At 70.5% G+C, this 21,757-nt stretch carries 20 protein-coding genes; 5 read left to right on the forward strand and 15 right to left on the reverse strand.

Features of this window, described 5'->3' with window-relative positions; translation table 11 throughout:
- Nucleotides 1–23 precede the first annotated feature (23 nt).
- The 15 genes from ACZ4E1_RS19595 to ACZ4E1_RS19665 form a co-directional block, all read right to left on the reverse strand.
- Nucleotides 24–1,796: an IucA/IucC family protein gene (locus tag ACZ4E1_RS19595; RefSeq protein ID WP_467540758.1), complete on the reverse strand. Its 1,773-nt coding sequence runs from the start codon at nucleotides 1,794–1,796 to the stop codon at nucleotides 24–26.
- Entirely contained in the window at nucleotides 1,793–2,350 is a 558-nt protein-coding gene (locus tag ACZ4E1_RS19600; RefSeq protein ID WP_467540759.1) for a GNAT family N-acetyltransferase, read from the reverse strand. The genes ACZ4E1_RS19595 and ACZ4E1_RS19600 overlap by 4 nt, the downstream gene beginning before the upstream one ends.
- Nucleotides 2,347–3,630, reverse strand: a complete 1,284-nt coding sequence (locus tag ACZ4E1_RS19605) for a lysine N(6)-hydroxylase/L-ornithine N(5)-oxygenase family protein (protein ID WP_467540761.1) — start codon at nucleotides 3,628–3,630, stop codon at nucleotides 2,347–2,349. The genes ACZ4E1_RS19600 and ACZ4E1_RS19605 overlap by 4 nt, the downstream gene beginning before the upstream one ends.
- Nucleotides 3,614–5,056, reverse strand: a complete 1,443-nt coding sequence (desA, locus tag ACZ4E1_RS19610; protein ID WP_467540763.1) for a lysine decarboxylase DesA — start codon at nucleotides 5,054–5,056, stop codon at nucleotides 3,614–3,616. The genes ACZ4E1_RS19605 and desA overlap by 17 nt, the downstream gene beginning before the upstream one ends.
- Before the next feature lie 156 nt (nucleotides 5,057–5,212).
- Complete coding sequence (locus ACZ4E1_RS19615) at nucleotides 5,213–6,082, reverse strand: siderophore-interacting protein (protein ID WP_467540765.1); 870 nt, start codon at nucleotides 6,080–6,082, stop codon at nucleotides 5,213–5,215.
- A gap of 4 nt (nucleotides 6,083–6,086) precedes the next feature.
- Entirely contained in the window at nucleotides 6,087–7,130 is a 1,044-nt protein-coding gene (locus tag ACZ4E1_RS19620) for an ABC transporter substrate-binding protein (RefSeq protein WP_467540767.1), read from the reverse strand.
- Nucleotides 7,131–7,254: 124 nt separating this feature from the next.
- Complete coding sequence (locus ACZ4E1_RS19625; RefSeq protein WP_467540769.1) at nucleotides 7,255–7,734, reverse strand: SUKH-3 domain-containing protein; 480 nt, start codon at nucleotides 7,732–7,734, stop codon at nucleotides 7,255–7,257.
- A 14-nt stretch (nucleotides 7,735–7,748) separates the two neighbouring features.
- Nucleotides 7,749–8,675 carry an SUKH-3 domain-containing protein gene (locus ACZ4E1_RS19630; protein WP_467540771.1) on the reverse strand — a complete coding sequence of 309 codons (927 nt, stop codon included), beginning with the start codon at nucleotides 8,673–8,675 and terminating at the stop codon, nucleotides 7,749–7,751.
- On the reverse strand, nucleotides 8,672–9,064 hold the full coding sequence (locus ACZ4E1_RS19635; RefSeq protein ID WP_467540773.1) for a YwqJ-related putative deaminase: 393 nt from the start codon (nucleotides 9,062–9,064) through the stop codon (nucleotides 8,672–8,674). The genes ACZ4E1_RS19630 and ACZ4E1_RS19635 overlap by 4 nt, the downstream gene beginning before the upstream one ends.
- On the reverse strand, nucleotides 9,057–9,533 hold the full coding sequence (locus tag ACZ4E1_RS19640; RefSeq protein ID WP_467540775.1) for an SUKH-3 domain-containing protein: 477 nt from the start codon (nucleotides 9,531–9,533) through the stop codon (nucleotides 9,057–9,059). Before ACZ4E1_RS19640 ends, ACZ4E1_RS19635 begins: the two co-directional genes overlap by 8 nt.
- A gap of 19 nt (nucleotides 9,534–9,552) precedes the next feature.
- Complete coding sequence (locus ACZ4E1_RS19645) at nucleotides 9,553–11,238, reverse strand: YwqJ-related putative deaminase (protein WP_467540777.1); 1,686 nt, start codon at nucleotides 11,236–11,238, stop codon at nucleotides 9,553–9,555.
- Nucleotides 11,239–11,330: 92 nt separating this feature from the next.
- A complete protein-coding gene (locus tag ACZ4E1_RS19650) occupies nucleotides 11,331–12,491 on the reverse strand; it encodes an acyl-CoA dehydrogenase family protein (protein WP_467541326.1) in 1,161 nt (386 codons plus the stop codon).
- Between the two features lie 5 nt (nucleotides 12,492–12,496).
- Complete coding sequence (locus ACZ4E1_RS19655; protein WP_467540779.1) at nucleotides 12,497–13,450, reverse strand: hydroxymethylglutaryl-CoA lyase; 954 nt, start codon at nucleotides 13,448–13,450, stop codon at nucleotides 12,497–12,499.
- Nucleotides 13,447–15,387, reverse strand: coding sequence for an acetyl/propionyl/methylcrotonyl-CoA carboxylase subunit alpha (locus tag ACZ4E1_RS19660; protein WP_467541329.1), 1,941 nt, complete (start codon nucleotides 15,385–15,387; stop codon nucleotides 13,447–13,449). The genes ACZ4E1_RS19655 and ACZ4E1_RS19660 overlap by 4 nt, the downstream gene beginning before the upstream one ends.
- Nucleotides 15,388–15,467: 80 nt before the next feature.
- The gene (locus ACZ4E1_RS19665) at nucleotides 15,468–17,090 is read right to left on the reverse strand and encodes a carboxyl transferase domain-containing protein (protein ID WP_467540781.1); all 1,623 of its coding nucleotides are present in this window, start codon (nucleotides 17,088–17,090) and stop codon (nucleotides 15,468–15,470) included.
- Between the two features lie 119 nt (nucleotides 17,091–17,209).
- Between ACZ4E1_RS19665 and ACZ4E1_RS19670 the strand changes: the two genes are divergently transcribed.
- From ACZ4E1_RS19670 to ACZ4E1_RS19690, 5 genes are all read left to right on the forward strand, one after another.
- The gene (locus ACZ4E1_RS19670) at nucleotides 17,210–17,800 is read left to right on the forward strand and encodes an SACE_7040 family transcriptional regulator (RefSeq protein WP_467540783.1); all 591 of its coding nucleotides are present in this window, start codon (nucleotides 17,210–17,212) and stop codon (nucleotides 17,798–17,800) included.
- Between the two features lie 121 nt (nucleotides 17,801–17,921).
- On the forward strand, nucleotides 17,922–19,079 hold the full coding sequence (locus tag ACZ4E1_RS19675) for an acyl-CoA dehydrogenase family protein (protein ID WP_188338797.1): 1,158 nt from the start codon (nucleotides 17,922–17,924) through the stop codon (nucleotides 19,077–19,079).
- 35 nt (nucleotides 19,080–19,114) lie between these two features.
- Nucleotides 19,115–19,987, forward strand: a complete 873-nt coding sequence (locus tag ACZ4E1_RS19680) for an acyl-CoA thioesterase (protein WP_467540785.1) — start codon at nucleotides 19,115–19,117, stop codon at nucleotides 19,985–19,987.
- Between the two features lie 20 nt (nucleotides 19,988–20,007).
- A complete protein-coding gene (locus ACZ4E1_RS19685; RefSeq protein WP_467540787.1) occupies nucleotides 20,008–20,997 on the forward strand; it encodes a cation diffusion facilitator family transporter in 990 nt (329 codons plus the stop codon).
- 65 nt (nucleotides 20,998–21,062) lie between these two features.
- On the forward strand, nucleotides 21,063–21,671 hold the full coding sequence (locus tag ACZ4E1_RS19690; RefSeq protein ID WP_467540789.1) for a TetR/AcrR family transcriptional regulator: 609 nt from the start codon (nucleotides 21,063–21,065) through the stop codon (nucleotides 21,669–21,671).
- Nucleotides 21,672–21,757: the final 86 nt, after the last annotated feature.

The raw sequence follows: 21,757 nt of genomic DNA on the forward strand, positions 1-21,757 counted from the left end.
CCGTAAGGCCGACCGGCGAAGGGTCAGGCGATCGGGTTCGCCAGATCGCCGACCAGCTGGAGCGCGCCCGACGGGTCCGCCAGATCCACCATCTGCTCGTTGTTCCGCAGCTGGAGCCGGTTCAGGCAGGACAGCGCGAACGTCGGCGCGAACATGTCGAACCGGGCGAACTTCTCCGCCAGTTGGGGCGTCGACGCCTGGTACGCGTGTACACAGTCGGCGACCGCCGCCCAGAACGTGTCCTCGTCCAGGACGCCGTCCTCGACCAGGTTCGCCGCGAGGAAGCGGAAGAAGCAGTCGAAGACGTCCGTGAAGATCGACAGCAGTTTCATGTCGTCCGGGACCTCGGCCCGGACCCGCTCCACCGCCGGCGGCAGCACCGCGTCCGGGTCCATCACCGCGATCTCCTCGGCGATGTCCTTGAAGATCGCCCGCACGACCACGCCCCGCTCGTCCAGGACCAGGATCGTGTTCTCGCCGTGCGGCATGAACACCAGGTCGTAGGCGTAGAAGCTGTGCAGCAGCGGGGTCAGGTACGCCTTCAGGTACGGCTTCAGCCACTCCCGCGGCGTCAGCCCCGAGCCCTCGATCAGGGCGCCCGCGAACGAGCGGCCCGCGCGGTCAGTGTGGAGCAGCGACGCCATCGTGGCGAGCCGCTCACCCTCGCCGAGCCCGTCCACCGGGGACTCGCGCCACAGTGCGGCCAGCATCTTGCGGTACGGCGAGTAGCGGTCGGTGGCGCTCTCGTACTCCAGGTGCCGGTAACCGACGGCCGCCCGCTCGCGGATGATCGTCAGGCCCGTGTCCTTGAGCACCTCGTCGTTGTCGATCAGCTGCGCCAGCCAGTCGTTGATCGCCGGGGTCGCCTCCATGTACGCCGCCGACAGGCCGCGCATGAACCCCATGTTGATCACCGAGAGCGCCGTCTTCACGTAGTGCTTCTCGGGGGACGTCGTGTTGAAGAACGTACGGATCGACTGCTGCGCGAGGTACTCGTCGTCGCCCTCGCCCAGGCACACCAGGCGCTGCTGGGCGACCTCGGCGGCGAAGGTGACGGACAGCTTGTTCCACCACTGCCACGGGTGCACCGGAATCAGCAGGTAGTCGGCGGGGTCGAGGCCCTTCCCGCGCAGTGTCGCGTCGAAGCGGGCCAGCGTCTGTTCACCCAGCTCGGCGCGGAGGAACTCCTCGTGGTCGATGCCCGCGCCCGCCGTGAACGCGGCCCGCTCGCGGGTCGCGGCCAGCCACACGAGCCGTACGGGGCTCGCCGCCTCCGGCGCGTACGAGAGGTATTCGTGGATGCCGAAGCCGAGCCGTCCGTTGTTCGCGACGAAGCACGGGTGGCCCTCGGTCATGCCCGTCTCGATGTCCTGGAACGAGCCGGACGCGGCCAGCTCGCGCGCGGACACGTCCGGCCGCGTCAGTTTGAAGCAGGTGCCGGACAGGGTGGAGGAGATCTCCTCCAGGTAGACCGGCAGGATCGCGTCGGACAGGCCGAGCGCGTCCTTGAACTCGGTGAAGAACTGGAGGGCGTCCAGGGGGAGTTCGGTGCCGTGGCGGTGGCGGGTGATGCTGTCGGCGGCCACCTGCCAGTGCTCCAGGCGCAGCCGGCGCGCGGCGAACCGGTACTCGGTGGCGCCGTCGTCGGAGCGCACGCGAAAGCGGCCGGCGTCCAGCGGCTCCGGGGTCAGCAGGCGCTCGTGGCTGAACTCGGCGAGGGCTTTGCGGACCAGGAGGCGGTTGGCCTCGGCCCAGCGCTCGGGGGACAGGTGGGCGACCGTGTCGGCGATCGTCATGCGCGGGTGCTCCTTCCCGTGGCCCGCTCGAACTGCTCGCGCGTGCAGAAGCTGAGCAGTGCCTGCTTCTCCGGCTTGTCGATCTCGCGCTCCGGCACGAAACCGACGGCCTCGTTCAGGGCGTGCACCGCCGTGTTGCGCACGTCCGGCTCGACGACGACGCGCCGGGCGGCCGGGTCCTCGAACAGGAAGGCCATGACCGCGGTGATCACGGCGCGGGTGAAGCCCGGTATCCGTATCTCGGAGGGCGCGGTCAGGAAGTGCATGCCCACGTCGCCCGGCAGTGGCTCGTACAGGCCGACGAGCTCGACGTGCGCCGGGTCGTAGCGCTCCATGAGGAACGCCGGCTCCCCGTCGTGCAGGCCGAGGAACGCGTCGTGGTGCTCGGCCGCCGCGATGGCCATGTACTCGCGCTCGACGTCCTGCAGTTTCGCGTCCTGCATCATCCAGAACGCGGCCTTCGGGTCGGTGACCCAGCGGTGCAGCAGCTCGCTGTCGGTGCGCGGGTCGAGCGGGCGCAGGGTCAGCGGGCCGATGCCGGTGGTGGTGCTCATACGGCGAACTCCTGGAAGGCGATGGTCTTCTCGACGGGGTAGTACTCGGTGCCGAGCAGCTCGCCGATGATGTAGCTGTTGCGGTAGGCGCCCATGCCCAGGTCGGGGCTGGTGATCGAGTGGGTGTGCACGCCCGCGTTCTGCAGGAAGATGCCGCGCCCGGTGGTGTCGATCGCGTAGTTGCGGGCGACGTCGAAGCGACCGTGCCCGTCGCGCCGGATGCGGTGCTCGACGGGGGCGAGGAAGGCGGGCGTCTCGTACTTGTAGCCGGTGGCGAGGATCAGGCCCTCGGTGCGCAGCTCGAAGTCCTTGTCCTGCTCCTGCTGGTGCAGGTCGAGGGTGTACGTGCCGTTCTCGTACCGGGCGCCGGTGAGCGCGGAGTTGGTGAGGAGCCGCGTCGGCACGGGCCCGTCGAGGCCCTTCTGGTAGAGCAGGTCGAAGATGGCGTCGATCAGCTCGCCGTCGATGCCCTTGAACAGGCCCTTCTGCCGTTCCTCCAGCGCGTACCGCTTCTGCTCGGGCAGCGCGTGGAAGTAGTCGATGTAGTCCGGGGACGTCATCTCCAGCGTGAGCTTGGTGTACTCCAGCGGGAAGAAGCGCGGCGATCTGGTGACCCAGTTCAGCCGGTAGCCGTGGACGTCGATCTCGCTGAGCAGGTCGTAGTAGATCTCGGCGGCCGACTGCCCGCTGCCGACCAGCGTGATCGAGTCCTTCTTCTGGAGCTCGCTCTTGTGCTGCATGTAGCGGGAGTTGTGGATGACTCCGTCGCCGCCGAGGTCGCGGACGGCCTCGGGGAGGTGCGGCGGGGTGCCGGTGCCGAGGACCAGACGCGGGGCGCGGTACGTCTCGCCGCCCTCGGTGCGGGCCGTGTAGAGGCCGTCGCCCTCGTCGTACGTGACCTCGGTGACGGTCGTCGAGAAGCGGACGGAGCGCAGTTTCGCGGCGGCCCAGCGGCAGTAGTCGTTGTACTCGACGCGCAGCGGGTAGAAGTTCTCGCGGATGTAGAAGGAGTACAACCGCCCCGATTCCTTCAGGTAGTTGAGGAAGGAGTAGGGGGAGGTCGGGTCGGCGAGGGTGACCAGGTCCGACATGAACGGGGTCTGGAGGTGGGCGCCGTCGAGGAACATGCCCGAGTGCCACTCGAAGTCCGGCTTGGACTCCAGGAAGACCCCGTTCAGCTCGGCTATCGGCTCGGTCAGGCAGGCGAGGCCGAGGTTGAAGGGGCCGAGCCCGATCCCGATGAAGTCGTGACGGTCATGGGGTTCAGGAAGCGCGGTCAAGGGTGTCTCCCAGGTACTGCTCGGCGTGGCCGGCGATGAGGTCGAGGACGGCCTTCAGGTCGTCGAGGGTCGTCTCGGGGTTGAGCAGGGTGAACTTCAGGTACTGGCGGTCGCCCACCTTGGTGCCCGCGACGACGGCGTCGCCGGAGGCGAACAGGGCTTTGCGGGCGTAGAGGTTGGCGCGGTCGATCTCGGCCGGGTCGGTGACGGCGGCCGGGACGTAGCGGTAGACGAGCGTGGACAGTTGCGGTGCGACGACCACGTCGAAGCGCGGGTCGGCGGCGAGCAGCTCCCAGCCGCGGTGGGCCAGGTCGCAGACCTCGTCGAAGAGGTCGCCGATGCCGTCGGCGCCCATCACGCGCAGCGTCATCCACAGCTTGAGGGCGTCGAAGCGGCGGGTGGTCTGCAGGGACTTGTCGACCTGGTTGGGGATGCGCTCGGCGACGGTGCGGCGCGGGTTGAGGTACTCCGCGTGGTAGGTCGCGTGCCGCAGGGTCGCCCGGTCGCGCACCAGGATCGCGCTCGAACTCACCGGCTGGAAGAAGGACTTGTGGTAGTCGACGGTGACGGAGTCGGCGCGCTCGATGCCGTCGAGCCGGTCGCGGTGCTTCGGCGACACGAGCAGTCCGCAGCCGTAGGCGGCGTCGACGTGCATCCAGGTGCCGTACCGGTCGCACAGCTCGGCGATCTCGGGCAGCGGGTCGATGGAGCCGAAGTCGGTGGTGCCGGCGGTCGCGACGACGGCCATGGGGACGAGCCCGTCGCGGCGGCAGCGCTCCAGTTCGGCGGCGAGCGCCAGGGTCTGCATCCGCTTGGTGCGGTCGACGGGGATCGGCACGACGGCCTGCGGGGAGAGGCCGAGCAGCGACGCGGACTTCTGGACGCTGAAGTGGGCGGCCTCGGAGGCGAAGACGCGCAGCCGGTCCAGGGAGTCGGTCTTGGCCTCCTGGCGGGCCATGAGCAGTGCCTGGAGGTTGGACTGCGAGCCGCCGGAGGTGAACACGCCGTCGGCGGTGGGGCCGAGGCCGATCCGGGCGGCGGTCCAGTCGACGAGTTTGCGCTCGATCAGGGTGCCGCCGGCCGACTGGTCCCAGGTGTCGAGGGAGGAGTTGACGGCCGACAGGATCGCCTCGCCGAGCACGGCCGGGATGACGACCGGGCAGTTGAGGTGGGCGAGGTAGCGGGGGTGGTGGAAGTAGACGGCGTCGCGCAGGTAGACGTCCTGGAGCTCGTCGAGCACCGCGATGGTGTCGTGCAGCGGGGCGTCGAGGTCGACGGCGTCGATGGCCGGGGCGAGGGCGTCGGGCGTGACGCCGGTGAACGGTCGTGTGGTGGTGGCGAGTTGGGCCGCCACCCGCTCGACTCCCTCGGTCACGGAGCTGCGGTACAGCTCCGCGGTCGTGTCATTGAGCAGGTGCGAGCGCATGGACGGTTCCTCCGGGTGGGGATGAGGGTGTTCCCGGGTGGGGCAGGAGTGTCGCGAGGCGGGGAAAGAAAAAGACGAGGTCGCGAACTCGTTCTTAGGTTAGCCTAACCTAAGTTGAGCTCGCGACCCCGCCTTCCTCTTTTGGCGCGATCGGCCCTACGTGTCGGCCGGTTGCTCGCGCAGGGCGTCCTCGCTCAGCCCGCGCTTCCAGTAGCCGACGAACGTCACCGCCCGCTTGTCGTACCCGCGCTCGCGCACGAGATGGCGGCGCAGCTCGCGCAGGGTCCCGGACTCGCCGGCCAGCCAGGCGTACGGGCGGGCGGCGGTGGGGAGTTCGGCCGCGCGGACGGCGTCGAGGGCCGTGGGGGCGTCCTCGTCGCGTACGAGCCAGGTCACGTGCGCGTCGGCGGCCGTCGTGACAGGCTGGATGTCGCCGCGGTGCGGGACCTCCAGCCACACGTGGGCGGTGACCGAGGCGGGCAGCCAGGCGAGGACGCCGAGCGCGGCCGGGACCGCGGTCTCGTCGCCCCACATGACGATGTGGTCGAAGTCCTCGTGCGGGCGGCAGCGCACGGCGGTGTTGTCGGTGACCGCGGGGCCGAGCACGACGACCTTGTCGCCGGGGCGCGCGGCCTCGGCCCAGGCGCAGGCGGGGCCGATCGTGGCGGGATCGCCGCCGTGCAGCACGAAGTCGATGTCGACTTCCTGCTCCGGCTCGCGGCGCTGACCGCTCAGCGTGTACGAGCGCATGACGGCCCGTACGTCGTCGGGCAGCGCGCGGAACGCGGCGTGCCAGGCGCGGCCGTCGTCGCCGGGCTCGGGGACCGGCAGCACCGGGGCGTCCTGGCCCGGGTGCGGCAGGAAGAGGGAGAGGGACTGGTCCCGGCCGCCGCCGTGGAAGGCGTCGAGCTCGGGGCCCGTGAAGGTGACCCGGAGCAGCGACGGGCCGAGCCGCCGGGTCCGTGTCACCTCCAGATCGAAGAATCGGAACGGGGTCACGGTGGGCGTCTCGGCCGTCGTGGTCATGGGATCAGGACACCTTCTTCGCCGTCTCGATGGCCTTCGCGAGGTTCTCCAGGAGCGGGGCGCACTTGTCGTAGGACAGGATCGGCTCGGGGGAGCGGGGGATGACCTGGCCGGCCTTGACCGCGGGCAGCTTCTTCCAGGTCGCCTCTTCGATGGCGTCGGGCTGGATGGCCTGCGCGCGGTCGTCCATCATGATGATGTCGGCCTTGTGCTTGTCGACGTTCTCCCAGCTCAGGTTCTCGAACCAGCCGCCGGACGCCTTCTTCGCGGCGGCTGTGGGCTCCACGAAGTTCACGCCGAGGGACTTGAAGTACTCCAGGTCGATGGAGAGGTCGGTGCCGGACACGTAGAAGATGTCGGGGCTCGCCGAACCGGCCAGGACCTTGATGTCGGGGTGCGCCTTGGCAGCCTTGCGCAGGCGGGCGGCGGCGTCCTCGAAACGCTTCTTCGCCGCGACGACCTTCTCGGCCTTCAGGTCGGCGCCGAGCGACTCGGCCAGCGCGTACATGCGCTGCAACGGCTGGTCCAGCTTGCGGTCGAACACGGAGATGCCGACGCTCGGGGCGAGCTTGGCGATCTTCTTCGCGGCTTCCTCGGGGACGTACCAGAGGGTGCCGGCGGCGTCGAACATCGTGGTGATCAGCACGTCGGGCGCGAGGCTCGCGTACTTCTCGATGTTGAACTTGCCCCACTCGTTGCCGATGACGGTCACCTTGGAGACGTCCATGTCGCCGGCCTGCACGTCGGGCTTGCCGCCCTTGACCGTGGTCGGGCCGAAGACGCCCTTGACCTGGATGCCGTAGTCGTAGAGGGCGGCGCCGACGCCGGTGAACGCGACGATGTTCGCCGGGATCTTGTCGAGCTTCACGGTCGTGCCGCGGTCGTCCTTGAACGACCAGGGCCCGGAGCCCTTCTTCCCGGCGCCCGAACCGCTGTCCGCGGAGCCTTTCTCGTCCCCGCACGCGGCGAGCACGGCACCGAGGCCGAGGGCGCCGCCGACGGCGAGGATGCCGCGGCGGGTGGGGCGGGAAAGACGGACATCGGTCATGATGGGCTGCTTTCGGACATGCCGGATCTACGGCCGGGCGAGGTCGTGGAACTAAGGGAAGGTTAACCTAAGTTCTCGGCGTGTCCAGGGGGCGGGGGAGGGCGGTCCCCGCGGACCGCGGCCGTCACCAGACGTAGTGGTCGTCCGCGTAGGGGATCGGATGTCCCGAGTAGGCGACGAAAGCCGCGTGCTTGTCGTAGCCGAGGAAGTACTCGCCGCTCCAGTGCTGATAGAAGAAGCGGCCCGTCTCGTCGACGAGGAACATCGCGCCGTCGTCCCCGTCGTACGCCACCGGGAACACCTTCTTGCCCAGGGCGTCGGCGAGCTCCTGAATGTCCTCCGACGCCCCTTGGTAAGTGAGGAGCGGCGAGAAGTAGACGATGTGCCGGGGGTCGGTCCCCAGCCGGCACTCCAGTCCGATGTGCTCGCGGACGAACCGCAAGGCGGGCTCGTTGACCTCCAGGGTGCCACCGCCGTCGAGCCGGAACTCCTCGATCACCTCCGCCACCGCGGCGGCGGCGAGGTCGTCACACCGGCGACCCGGGTGCCACCCCGCCGGTGTCAGCCAGGCGTCGACGTCCGCGGGTGAGGTGAGCAGCGCCACGGGGCGGGATCCTTCTACGAGGTCTGGTGCAGGGCGGACAGCACGTCCGTGGCCCTGGTGCGCATGCGGCCGGTCTGTGCGCCCGCACCGATCCGCAGGCCGTTCTCCAGCACGGCGGCCTGCATCGCGTCGTGCCCGAAGCGGGTGGTGAACCGGACCAGGGCGGCGGGTGTCGCCGTACTTTCCGCGGGCGGTTCCACCGTCAGCCTCACCTCGCAGCCGACGCCGTCCGCGTGGTCCGCGAGCACGCTCCGCACCTCGTCCGCCATGGGTGTCAGCGCCTCGCCGAGGAGCCCGCGAGGTATGCGGATCGCCTGCTGGGCGACCTCGACTCCGGCGCCGCGCAGGCTGGTCAGCGTCAGGCCGAGGTGCCGCGCACTGTAGATGTCGTGCCGGTGCAGCACGAAGACGGCCGTGAGCGCTGTCTGTACGGCTCCGACGACGGGGTCACCGGGCGCCGCGGGCTTCACGTCCCAGGTGTGGGTGGCGTCGCGGAGCCGGCGCGGAGCCCGACCGCGGATCAGGTTCTCGACGCCTTCGTGTGCGGTGTCTCCCACGTGCCAGACGCCGCCGAGACCGAAGGAGAGGAGTTGCCCCTCTTCGGCGACGACGAGCACCGAGTCGTGCTCCGTCACCCCGACCGGGAACAGGCCGAGGCGAAGCCCCGCGGCCAGGCGGCTCAACTGGACGAGCCGGAACCTGGCCTGCTCCGGGTCGAGGGAGAACCCGACGGAGGCGACCTCCGCGCCAGGTTCGGCCGGCCTGTGCTCAAGGCCGTAGAACTCGGTCAGGAAAGACTTCGCCGCGGGGAAGAGCGCGGGGACGGCCCCGTGGCTCTGTGCCGTGGCGGTGAGTCGCAGGACCGCACGCATCGCCTCCGGTGTCACGTCCCGGCCCGCGGTCCAGCCGATCCGCTCCGCGGGCCGCCGGTGCTGCGTCACTCGGCCACCAGCAGTTCGATGCCGAGGCGCTCCATCAGCGCGGTGCACGCCTGGCAGGGCTCGGCGGGCCGGCCGTGCTCGGGGTCACCGTCCGGGCGGATCTTGCGTGCGGCGAGGGCCGACCCCGCGAAATGCGGCGTGGCCTCGTCGAGGGTCGTCGGCTCCTCGGCCCCGCGCTCCTGGTCCAGGCCCCACAACTGGTCGGAGATCAGCGCCGATTCGGCGCAGTAGCCCATGAACGGCTCGCGCTGCGCCGGGGGGAGCTGCTGGAAGAAGGCGACGACCGCGGGGTGCAGATCCGGCGTCGTGTCCGGGTCGAGGTCGGTCTGACTGAAGATCTTTCCGTGGACCAGGAGAGACGCGGCGGTCGGGGGGACATGGTCAGACATAGTAATCATCCGCGTGCTTGAGTGAGGAGCCCTGTGAATAGTTCATCAATGCCGAGTACTTGTCATTTCCGAGGAAGTATTCACCGCTCCAGTGCAGATAGAAGAATCGACCTGTTTCGTCCATGAGGATCGTTCCGCCGTCATACGTGTCGTGCCCGACCGGAAACAATTTCTTGCCCAGTGCGTCGGCCAGTTCCTGGATATCCTCGGCGGCACCCTCGTACATGAGGCGCGGGTTGAACTCTGCCCGGTCCTTGCCGGTTGCGCCGCGAGGTGCCACAAGTCCGATGTGTTCACGCAGAAACGCGAGGGCGGACTCGAACGTCTCAAGGCTTCCACCGTCCTCGCGGAAATCCTTCAGGACGTCCGTCACTTCCCTGGCGGCGAGGTCGTCGCAGTGGCGTCCCGGATACCAGCCGGCCTCCGACAGCCAAGCGTCCACGGCCTCGGGCGACTTCAGTACGGGCATAATGCTCATCCTCTTCCGGTCAAACGGGCGTGACCCCGACGAGTGGCAGCATGATAGCGCAGGAGTCGCAGGGCTCTTTATATTCTCCGTGGCCCAGATATCCTGGCTTCTTGGGGTTCATATCGCCGATCTGTCGCGTATGCACTTGGGCCCCGTCCATTGCCCTTCTGACGTCCTCGGCGGTTTCAATGGCACGCCCGTCCCGTGCGGATATGGCATGCAGCCGGTCTGATATCAGGGCTACTTCGGTGCACTGCCCATGGCCGATCCCAGGATCCTCGCCTTCTGCCGTGAGCTGCCGCTTCACATCGTCCAGGACATTCTGCAGAGCCGGGTGCACGTTCAAGGACTGCTGCGGATCGGGATTCTGCGGATTCGGCTTCAGCTTCTGGGCGCTGGAGTGCCCGGTCAGGATGCCGTCGTGCAGCAGGGCACCGGCACACCCCTGTTTGATGCGTCCGCGGGCATGCACGGGCTGTCCGTCGGGTCCGTTCGGAGCCTTGTTGGCCTCGTCCGCCAGATCCTTGGCCTCCTGGACGAGCGCGCGCCGCTGGTCCTCCGGGCTGAGGTGATCCACGTGCATCGCGTCACGCCGGTAGTGACGCATCTGGCCCGCACTCCTGCCGTGCCAGCCCGGCTGCGGGTCCATCCGGCGCGGGCCGTTCCCGCCGCCGCCCGAACCCCCGTTACCGCCACCGCCGTTGCCGCCTCCGCCACCGCCGCCCGAGCCGCCGTTCCCGTCGGCCTTCTTCACGTCGATGCCGTCGGCCTGCTTGCCGATCCGGTGGTCGTTCTTCTTCTGCTCCCGGGAGGCGGCCTTCACGCGCTGCGGGATCTCGTCGGTGACGTGCTTGGCGGTGCGGGTGACCGACTTGGTGGCGGCGGTGAGCGCCTTCTCCAGGGCGTGGTCGAAGTCCTTGGTGAACCCGTCCCGGCCCTTCGTCCGTCCGAACGCGCCCTTGGCCTTGCCCAGATGGATGTGGCCCTTGCCGCCGAGGTCCCCGCCGTGCAGGGAGACCTTGCCGGCGCCGTCCTCGAACTCGAGGTGATCGATATGGGTCCGCTTGCCCGCACCGCCCCCACCGCCTCGGCCCCCACCGCCGGCGGAGGCGAGGTTCATGCCGCCGTGCCCGCCGCCGCCCGGGTCGAACGCGCCCTCGGCGAGGTCGAGCGCCGCGTCGACGGCCATCTCCTCCAGCTTCGCCGTGACCGGCTCCGCCAGCTTGGCGGCGATCTCCGCGAGGATCTCCTCGATCGCCTCCTTGATCAGCCGCTTCGCGATCTGCCGCATCAGGACGATCTCCCCTGCGGCGGCAGCGGCCGACAGCCCCAAGGTGACACCGGAGGCGGCGAGTTCGGCGATGATCGTCCCGGCCAGGACACCCAGTTCGACCCCGGCCTTCGTCTTCATCACGACGATGATCTCGGCGATCCGGTCGCACACGAACGCGAACGTCCTGGCCACGTCTGGGATCTTCTCCAGGTGACTGGCCTTCACGTACGACCAGTGCTTCTCCATGGAGTCGACCGCCCAGCCCTCCGAGGAGCTGAGAATGCGCGTGAACGCCTTGTGCGCGTCGCCGCCATGACCCTCGAACTTCTCCGCGAACTCGCGGAGCGAGTCGGCCATGTCCGTGTAGTCGTCTTCATCCACGTTCGGCCAGTCCACGCCGATCAGGTCGAGCGCCTGATCGACGATGTCCATGACGGGCGGACACGGCGAGAAGCTGCCTCGCCCCACATGCCGAGGCCCCCTCGGCGCCGAAGACGGGGCGAGGGGGCCTGTGGGGTATGGGGTCAGGAAGGCAGGCCGAGCTCGCGGGCGATCAGCATGCGCTGGACCTCGCTCGTGCCCTCGCCGATCTCCAGGATCTTGGAGTCGCGCCACATCCGGGCCACCGGGTACTCGTTCATGAACCCGTACCCGCCGTGGATCTGGGTCGCCTCGCGCGCGTTGTCCACTGCGACCGTCGACGAGTAGAGCTTCGCCATCGCCGCTTCCTTCTTGAACGGCTCACCGGCGACCAGCCGCGACGCCGCGTCCCGCCAGCCGAGCCGCGCGGTGTACGCCTTCATCTCCATGTCCGCGATCTTGAACTGGATCGCCTGGTACCCGCCGATGGCCCGCCCGAACGCCTTGCGCTCCTTGGCGTACTTCACCGACTCGTCGACGCAGCCCTGCGCGAGGCCCGTCGCGAGCGCCGCGATCGCGATGCGCCCTTCGTCGAGGATCCGCAGGAACTGCGCGAAGCCGCGGCCCTCCGTGCCCAGCAGGTTCGCCGCCGGGACCCGGACGTCGTCGAAGTGGAGCTCACGGGTGTCCGACGCGTTCCACCCCACCTTCGAGTAAGGCGCCGCGACGGTGAAGCCCGGTGTGCCCGACGGGACGATGATCGAGGAGATCTGCGGCTTGCCGTCCGCCGTGCGCCCGGTCACCGCGGTGACCGTCACCAGGCCCGTGATGTCCGTACCGGAGTTGGTGATGAAGCACTTCGTGCCGTTGATGACCCAGTCGCCCGTGGTCTCGTCGCGGACGGCCGTCGTGCGCGTGCCGCCCGCGTCGGATCCGGCCTCCGGCTCGGTCAGCCCGAACGCGCCGAGGATCTCGCCGGAGCACAGCCGCGGCAGCCACTCCCGCTTCTGCTCCTCCGTGCCGAACAGATGCAGCGGCATCGCGCCGAGCGAGACGCCCGCCTCCAGGGTGATCGCCACGGACGAGTCGACCCGGGCCAGCTCCTCCAGGGCGATGCCGAGCGCCAGATAGTCGCCGCCCATGCCGCCGTACTCCTCGGGGAACGGCAGCCCGAACAGGCCCATGCGTCCCATCTCACGCACGATCTCGTACGGGAACTCGTGCCGCTCGTAGAAGTCGCCGATCTTCGGCGCGACCACGTCGTGGGCGAACTCCTCGACGGTACGGCGGAGTTCCTCGTGCTCGGGGGAGAGGTGGTGGTCCATCTGGCTCACTGCTCCTGCGGGGACTGGGCCTCGGGTACGAGGGCGCGAACGGTGCGGGACGGGCTGGGTCGGCCCAGGTGGCCGGCCATCCACGCGCTCGTGGCGCTGAGACGGCCGAGGTCGACCCCGGTCTCGATGCCGAGGCCGTTCAGCATCCAGACGAGGTCTTCGGTGGCGAGATTGCCGGTGGCGCTCTTCGCGTACGGGCAGCCGCCGAGGCCGCCCGCGGACGCGTCGACGGTGGTGACGCCGTGCTGGAGCGCGGCCAGCGTGTTGGAGAGGGCCTGGCCGTACGTGTCGTGGAAGTGCACCCCGATCACGTTCGTCCGCACGCCCTCCTCGTTGAGTGCGGAGAGCAGCGCCTGGACGTGGCCCGGCGTGGCCACGCCGATCGTGTCGCCCAGGCTCAGCTCGTCGCAGCCCAGGTCCATCAGCGACTTGGCGACCCGCACGACCTGGTGGACGGGGACGGCGCCCTCCCAGGGGTCGCCGAAGCACATGGACAGATAGCCGCGGACGTGGGCGCCCGCCTCCTTCGCGCGGGTCACGACCGGCTCGAACATGGCCAGGGACTCGGCCACCGTCCGGTTCAGATTGGCCTTCGCGAAGGACTCCGTCGCGCTGGCGAACACGGCGATCCGGTCCGCGCCGAGCGACAGGGCGCGGTCCAGGCCCCGCTCGTTCGGCACGAGTACGGGGAGGTGGACGCCGTCGATGTCCTGGACCCGGGGGAACAGGGTCTCGGCGTCCGCCAGTTGGGGGACCCATTTGGGGTGGACGAAGCTCGTCGCCTCGATCGTGGTCAGTCCGGCGTCCGCCAGGCGGTGGACGAACTCGGCCTTGACCTCCGTGGGGACGGTCGTCTTCTCGTTCTGGAGGCCGTCCCGCGCGCCCACCTCGTGGATGCGGACCCTTGCGGGGAGGTCCGGCGCCGGGATCGTCATCGGCAGTGCGGTCATCGTGCCGCCTCCTCTGGCTTCGACTCGCCGAGTTCCTGGACGACGGCCAGGATCTGGTCCATCGCCACCGTCGTGCCGGGGCGGACGTCCAGCTCCGTGACCACGCCCGCGTGCGGGGCCGCGATGACGTGCTCCATCTTCATGGCCTCGACCACCAACAGGCTCTGACCGGCCGCGACCTCGTCGCCGACCGCCACCTTGACGACCGTCACCGTGCCCGGCATGGGCGCCGTCAGGGAGCCCGCGCCACCGGCCCCGGCGCCGGTCAGGCTCGCCGCGACGGGGTCGTGGTCCTGGACGTGCCAGGCGTCGCCGTCCAGGGCCAGCCAGTCGGCGGCCACCGCCGTGGGGCGGACCGGGGCCGTCGGCTCCCCGTCGACGAGGATCTCCGTGCCGGTGGCCGTGGTGCGGACGCGGACCTCGACCGGGTCGTGCCCGGCGGCCCGCAGGTGGTGCACCGTCCACGCCGGGGCGCCGCCCAGCCGCCAGCCGTCGGGCCGCCCGAACGGGTCGGTCCAGCCGTCGCCGCCGGCCGGAGCCAGCCGCTCTTGGCGCAGGGCGCCCGCCGCCGCGTAGACACCCGCGGGCACGTCCGCCGAGACCAGGCCGTCGACCTCGCGCTCCACGAGGCCCGTGTCCAACTCGCCCGCGACGACCGCCGGATGGGCGAGCAGCCGGCGCAGGAAGCCCGCGTTCGTCGGCACGCCCAGCGTCACCGTGCGGGCCAGCGCTGCCCGCAGCCGGCGCAGTGCCGTGTCCCGGTCGGGGCCGTACGCGATGACCTTCGCCAGCATCGGGTCGTAGAGGGAGCTGACCTCCGTGCCCTCGCTGAGCCCGGAGTCCGTGCGCACCCCGTCGCCCTCGGGCTCGCTCAGCGCGAGGACCGTGCCGCCGGACGGGAGGAAGCCGCGCGCGGGGTCTTCGGCGCAGAGGCGCGCCTCGACCGCGTGCCCGGTCAGGGTGATGTCGTCCTGCGTGAAGCCGAGCGGCTCGCCCGCGGCGACGCGCAGCTGCCACTCCACCAGGTCCAGGCCCGTGACCAGCTCGGTCACCGGGTGCTCCACCTGGAGGCGGGTGTTCATCTCCATGAAGCAGTACGCGGACGGGTCGTCGCCGGGGACGATGAACTCGACGGTGCCCGCGCCCCGGTAGCCGCACGAGCGGGCCGCCTCGACGGCCGCCGCGCCCATCGCCGCGCGGGTCTTCTCGTCGAGCAGGACGCTGGGCGCCTCCTCGATGACCTTCTGGTGGCGGCGCTGGAGCGAGCACTCGCGCTCGCCCAGGTGCACCACGTTCCCGTGCGCGTCCGCGAGGATCTGGATCTCGATGTGCCGGGGGCGGTCGATCCACCGCTCGACGAGCAGCGTGTCGTCGCCGAACGAGGCCCGTGCCTCGCGCCGGGCCGCCGCGATCTCCTCCTCCAGGACCGTCAGGTCGCGCACCAGGCGCATGCCCTTGCCGCCACCGCCCGCCGACGGCTTGAGCAGCACGGGGGCGCCCAGCTCGCGGGCCGCGTCCGCGAGTTCGGGATCGCGGCCGCCCGGGACCACCGGGACGCCCGCGGCCTGCACCGTCTCCTTCGCGCGGATCTTGTCGCCCATCAGCGCGATCGCGTCGGCGGACGGGCCGATGAAGGCGAGGCCCGCCTCCTCGCAGGCCCGCGCGAACGCCGCGTTCTCCGCCAGGAAGCCGTAGCCCGGGTGCACCGCCTGGGCGCCCGTGGCGCGCGCCGCCTCGACGATGCGCTCGGCCGACAGATAGCTCTCTGCGGCCGGCGGCGGGCCGATCCGGACGGCCTCGTCGGCCTCGCGCACGTGCCGCGCGTCGGCGTCCGCGTCGCTGTACACGGCCACCGAGCGGACGCCGAGCGCCCGCAGCGTACGGATGACACGGACGGCGATCTCGCCGCGGTTGGCCACCAGCACGGTCTCGAACATCATCGTTCGCCTCTCCACACCACTGTTCGTCGTCGTGGTCGACGGGGTCGACGGGATCGTCGTGGTCGTCGTCATCGCCGTCACATCCGGAAGACGCCGAAGCCGGGGGACTTCTCCGGCAGCGGTGCGTTGGCGCACGCGGTCAGGGCCAGGCCGAGGACCTGGCGGGTCTCCATCGGGTCGATCACGCCGTCGTCCCAGAGCCGGGCCGTCGCGTAGTACGCGCTGCCCTGGGTCTCGTACTGGGCGCGGATCGGGGCCTTGAACGCGTCCTCGTCCTCGGCGGGCCACTCCTCGCCGCGCGCCTCCAACTGGTCCCGCTTGACGGTCGCGAGGACGGACGCGGCCTGCTCGCCGCCCATGACGGAGATCTTGGCGCCGGGCCACATCCACAGGAAGCGGGGGGAGTACGCCCGGCCGCACATCGAGTAGTTGCCCGCGCCGTACGAGCCGCCGATCACGACGGTCAGCTTCGGCACGCGCGTGCAGGCCACCGCGGTGACCATCTTGGCGCCGTGCTTGGCGATGCCGCCCGCCTCGTAGTCCCGGCCGACCATGAAGCCCGAGATGTTCTGCAGGAAGACCAGCGGGATGCCGCGCTGGTCGCACAGCTCGATGAAGTGGGCGCCCTTCTGGGCGGACTCGGAGAACAGGATGCCGTTGTTCGCCACGATGCCGACCGGGTGGCCGTGGATCCGGGCGAAACCGGTGACCAGCGTCTGCCCGTACTCGGACTTGAACTCGTGGAACCGCGAGCCGTCCACCACGCGCGCGATGACCTCGCGGACGTCGTACGGGGTGCGCGAGTCGACCGGCACCGCCCCGTACAGGCCCGCCGGGTCGACCTTGGGCTCGATCGCGGCCTCGGCCGACCAGGGCAGCGAGCCGCGCTCGGGGAGTGTGGAGACGATGGTGCGCACGATGCGCAGCGCGTGCGCGTCGTCCTCCGCGAGGTGGTCGGTGACGCCGGAGACGCGGGAGTGGACCTCGCCGCCGCCCAGCTCCTCCGCGGTGACGACCTCACCCGTGGCGGCCTTCACCAGGGGCGGGCCGCCGAGGAAGATCGTGCCCTGGTTCCGCACGATCACCGCCTCGTCGCTCATCGCCGGGACGTACGCGCCGCCGGCCGTGCACGAGCCGAGCACCGCCGCGATCTGCGGGATGCCCGCGCCGGACATCCGCGCCTGGTTGTAGAAGATCCGGCCGAAGTGCTCGCGGTCCGGGAAGACCTCGTCCTGCATCGGCAGGAAGGCGCCGCCGGAGTCCACCAGATAGACGCACGGCAGCCTGTTCTCCAGCGCGACCTCCTGGGCGCGCAGGTGCTTCTTCACCGTCATCGGGTAGTACGTGCCGCCCTTGACGGTCGCGTCATTGGCGACGATCACGCACTCGCGACCGCTGACCCGGCCGATACCGGCGATCACTCCGGCCGCCGGCGCCTGGTCCCCGTACATCCCGTCGGCCGCCAGCGGGGCCAGCTCCAGGAACGGGGAGCCCGGGTCGAGCAGTGTGTCCACCCGGTCGCGCGGCAGCAGCTTGCCGCGCGCGGTGTGCCGCGCCCGGGCCTTCTCGCCGCCGCCGAGCCGGGCCGCGGCGAGCTTGGCGCGCAGCTCCTCGCCGAGCGCCCGGTGCGCCGCCTCGTTGGCCCGCCATGCCTCCGACGCGGGGTCCGCCGCGCTCGTCAGCTCCGGTGCCTCGTGCATCCTGCGGTCCCCTCACCAAGTCCTGAGCAAGCTCTGGGCCAGTCCTGCGAAAGTTAATGAGCGTTAACCTGTTTCCTCCAGGTTAACGCTCGCTAACCTCCCTGTCTAGAATTACTTCCATGGCCACCAGAACCGACGCCCCCACGCGGCGCGAGCAGATCCTCAAGGAGGCCGCGCGGCTCTTCGCCGAGCGGGGCTTCCACGGCGTGGGGGTCGATGAGATAGGCGCCGCCGTCGGCATCAGCGGACCGGGCCTGTACCGGCATTTCGCGGGCAAGGACGCGATGCTCGCCGAGCTGCTCGTCGGCATCAGCGGGCAGCTGCTCACCGGCGGCAAGCACCGGGTCGCCGAGGCGGGTCAGGGGCCCGAGGTGCTGCTCGACTCGCTGATCGAGGGGCACATCGATTTCGCGCTCGACGACCGCGACCTGATCACGCTGCACGACCGTGAGCTCGACCGGCTGCGCGACACCGACCGCAAGCTGGTGCGCCAGCTCCAGCGCCAGTACGTGGAGCTGTGGGTGGAGGCGGTGCGCAAGGTCTACCCGGAGCTCGCCGAGCCCCACGCGCGCGTGGCGGTGCACGCGGTCTTCGGGCTGCTGAACTCGACGCCGCACCTGAGCGGCCCCGGTTCGCTGCCGGGCCGCGACGCCACCGCCGCGATGCTGCACAAGCTGGCGCGCGGAGCGTTCGCCGCTGCCGCACAGTGAGGTGAGGTGCGCCGCAGAGTGACGCGCATCTCTGGACGCTCCGGTGACTGGCCGGTAACGTTCTCTGAGCAAGCGCTTAGTCGTCGTATGAGGGCCGTCTGAGGCCGTAGAGGGAGTTCCCGTGCGCCGTACCGTTTTCAATGAGGACCACGAGGCGTTCCGGGAGACCCTGCGCGCCTTCATCGAGGCCGAGGTCGTCCCCCACTACGACGAGTGGTTCCAGGACGGCATCGTCCCGCGCGAGCTCTACGGCAAGATGGCCGAGCTCGGCCTCTTCGGGATCAACGTGCCGGAGGAGTACGACGGCGCGGGCATGGACACCCACAAGTTCGAGGCCATCCAGTACGAGGAGACCGCCCGCGCGGGCGTGTCCTTCGGCGGCTCCGGCGTGCACGTGCTGCTCGCCCTGCCGTACATCAAGATGCTCGCCACCGACGAGCAGAAGAAGCGCTACCTGCCGAACTTCGTCTCCGGCGAGGAGATGTGGGCCCTCGCGATGACCGAGCCGGGCACCGGCTCCGACGTCGCGGGCATGAAGACCACCGCCAAGCTCTCCGAGGACGGCACGCACTACGTCCTCAACGGCGCCAAGACCTTCATCACCGGCGGCGTCCACGCCGACCGCGTCATCGTCTGCGCCCGCACCGCCGCGCCGACCGCCGAGGACCGCCGCTTCGGCATCTCCCTCTTCGCCGTCGACACCAAGTCCGAGGGCTACTCGATCGGCCGCAAGCTCGACAAGCTCGGCCTGCGCACCTCCGACACCGCCGAGCTGGCCTTCGTCGACGTGAAGGTCCCCGCCGAGGACCTCCTGGGCGAGGAGAACAAGGGCTTCGGCTACCTCGGCACGAACCTGGCCTCCGAGCGCTGGGGCATCGCCTACGGCGCGTACGCGCAGGCCCAGGCCGCCGTGAACTTCGCCAAGCAGTACGTGCAGGAGCGCACCGTCTTCGGCAAGCCGGTCGCGACCTTCCAGAACACGAAGTTCGAGCTGGCCGCCTGCCAGGCCGAGGTGGACGCCGCGCAGGCCGTCGCCGACCGCGCCCTGGAGGCCCTCGACGCCGGTGAGCTGACCGCGGCCGAGGCCGCGTCCGCGAAGCTGTTCTGCACCGAGGTCGCCCACCGCGTCATCGACCGCTGCCTCCAGCTGCACGGCGGCTACGGGTTCATGAACGAGTACCCGATCGCCCGCCTGTACGCGGACAACCGCGTGAACCGCATCTACGGCGGCACCAGCGAGGTCATGAAGATGATCATCGCGAAGAACATGGGTCTGTAACCGGTCGCACACAGCTGCCCGATACAACTGATCGCATGCATCAGGCACTCAAGGACCTCCTCGATCTGCTCGACCTCGAGCAGATCGAGGAGGACATGTTCCGCGGCCAGTCCCGGTCCGCCGTCGTCCCCCGCGTCTTCGGCGGACAGGTGGCGGCCCAGGCGCTGGTCGCCGCCGGGCGCACCGTCCCGGCCGACCGGCACGCCCACTCCCTGCACGCGTACTTCCTTGTCGCGGGGGACCCGGGCGCCCCGATCGTCTACACCGTCGACCGGATCCGCGACGGCCGCTCCTTCACCACGCGCCGCGTCGTCGCCGTCCAGCACGGCCGGCCGATCTTCCACCTCTCCGCGTCCTTCCAGACGTACGAGGAGGGGCTCGACCACCAGGCGCCGATGCCGCCCGCGCCGGACCCCGAGTCGCTGCCCACGGCCGCCGAGCTGCTGCCGCGCTACGCGGACTCCGTGCTCTCGCCCGACGTGGTCGCCCGGATGCTGGAGGCCCGCGAGGCCGTCGACCTGCGCTACGTCGACGCGCCGCCGTTCGCCTTCGTCGGCAAGCCGCAGCCGCCGCGCTCCCAGGTCTGGTTCAAGGCCGGCGGCAAACTCGCCGACGACCCGCTGCTCCACGTCTGCCTCGCCACGTACGTGTCCGACATGACGCTGCTCGACTCGGTGCTCCTCGCGCACGGGCGCGGCGGCTGGGCCGTCGGTGACGTCGTGGGCGCCTCGCTCGACCACGCGATGTGGTTCCACCGGCCCTTCCGCGCCGACGAGTGGCTCCTCTACGACCAGGAGTCGCCCTCCGCGTCCGGCGGGCGCGGCCTCGGCCAGGCCCGGATCTACACCCAGGACGGGCACCTCGCGATCACCGTGATCCAGGAAGGTGTCGTTCGCGTCCCGCGCTGAACGGACATACGGTCCTGTACATGAGCGACGTACGGGCGGAGCAAGCGAGCACCACCGAGGAGCCGGCCGGCGGCGAGAGCGTCTTCACCGTGATCGTCGCCGCGGCCGCCAACCTGGGCATCGCCCTCGCCAAGGCCGTGGCCGGGGTCATCAGCGGATCCAGCGCGATGCTCTCCGAGGCCGCGCACTCCTTCGCCGACACCGTCACCGAGCTGCTCCTGCTCACCTCGCTCAAGCGCAGCGAGAAGCCCGCCGACGAGGAGCACCCGCTCGGCTACGGCGGGGAGCGCTACGTGTGGGCGATGCTCGCCGCCGTCGCCACGTTCGTCGGCGGCGCCGTCTTCTCCCTCTACGACGGCATCCACACCCTGGTCGCGGGCGAGGACCTCGGCGACCCGCTCGTCTCCTACGTCGTTCTCGCCGTCGCCTTCGTCCTGGAGGGCTTCTCGCTGCGGACCGCGCTGCGGCAGGCGCGCGGCGAGGCGGCCCGGGCCGCGGTGCCGTTCCGCCGGTATCTGCGGCGCACGCCCGACACGGCGGTGAAGGCCGTCGTCCTGGAGGACAGCGCCGCCCTCGCCGGTCTGCTGTTCGCGGCGGGCGGTCTGCTGGGCGGGCAGCTCACCGGATCGGGCGTGTGGGACGGCATCGCGTCCCTGTGCATCGGCGGGCTGCTGCTGTGGGTGGCCTGGGTGCTCGGCCGGTCCAACGCGGAGCTGCTCGTCGGGCGTCCGCTGCCCCAGCAGGTCCGCGCGGAGATCCGTGAACTGCTGCTCGGCGTCGAGCACGTCGAGGCCGTCCTCGAACTGACCACGCTGGTCCAGGGGCCCCGCGAGGCCCTCGTCGCGGCGAAGGTCGACTTCCGTGACGCGTCCACCGCCGCCCAGATCGAGTGGGCCTGCGAGGACGCGGCCCGGCGGCTGCGCGAGCGGTTCCCGTCCGTGCGGCGCGTGTACCTCGATCCGACCCCGGGGTTCGCCCAGCGCCGCTCCGAGGGGCTCAACCCCTGGTGATCCCGGCTGAGATCGACCGGGTGGACCTGTGTCGCGGGTCACAATAATGCTTTATTATTCCCGCCATGGTCATGGGTGGGGGCCCGGGTGCGGGCACGGACGAACGACGTGAGCGGATTCTGCGGGCAGCCGCCGAGGTCCTCGCCGAGCGCGGCTTCGACGCCGGGCGGCTACGGGACGTGGCCGGCGTCGCCGGGCTGTCCATCGGCTCGCTCCAGCACTATTTCGAGACCCGGGACGCCCTCTTCCGTGAGGCGTTCGCCTGGTCCATCGACGAGCTCGTCGACCGCTGGCGGGCCGCGTCCGTCGACGCCCCCACCGCCTGGCGCCGCTTCGAACTGCTCGTCCAGGCCCTCACCACCGACCCCGGGCTCACCCGGCGCTGCGCCACCTGGACCGAGTTCTGCGCCAGTGCCGCGCGCCGCGAGGAGCTGCGCGAGGGCGTGCGCCGGGTGCACGACGAATGGCGGGGGCTGATCTCCGGGATCGTCCGGGACGGCGTCCGCGACGGCGAGTTCCGCCCGCCCGTGCCCGAGGACACCGCCATCGGCTCGCTCGTGGTCCTCGTCGACGGGCTCGACATGGCCGTCGCGGCGGGCTCCGGCCTCACCGCCGAGCGGTACGCCGAGCTGCTCGTCGGCACCGCGCGAGCCGTCCTCGGCGTCTCCGGCTGACCACTGACCTGCACCTGTATCGACCTGCACCGGCCTGTAACGACCCGTCCGATCCTGTCCTGCATCGATCCGTTCCCGGGGAGGGG

Source organism: Streptomyces sp. NPDC025806 (assembly GCF_055558275.1).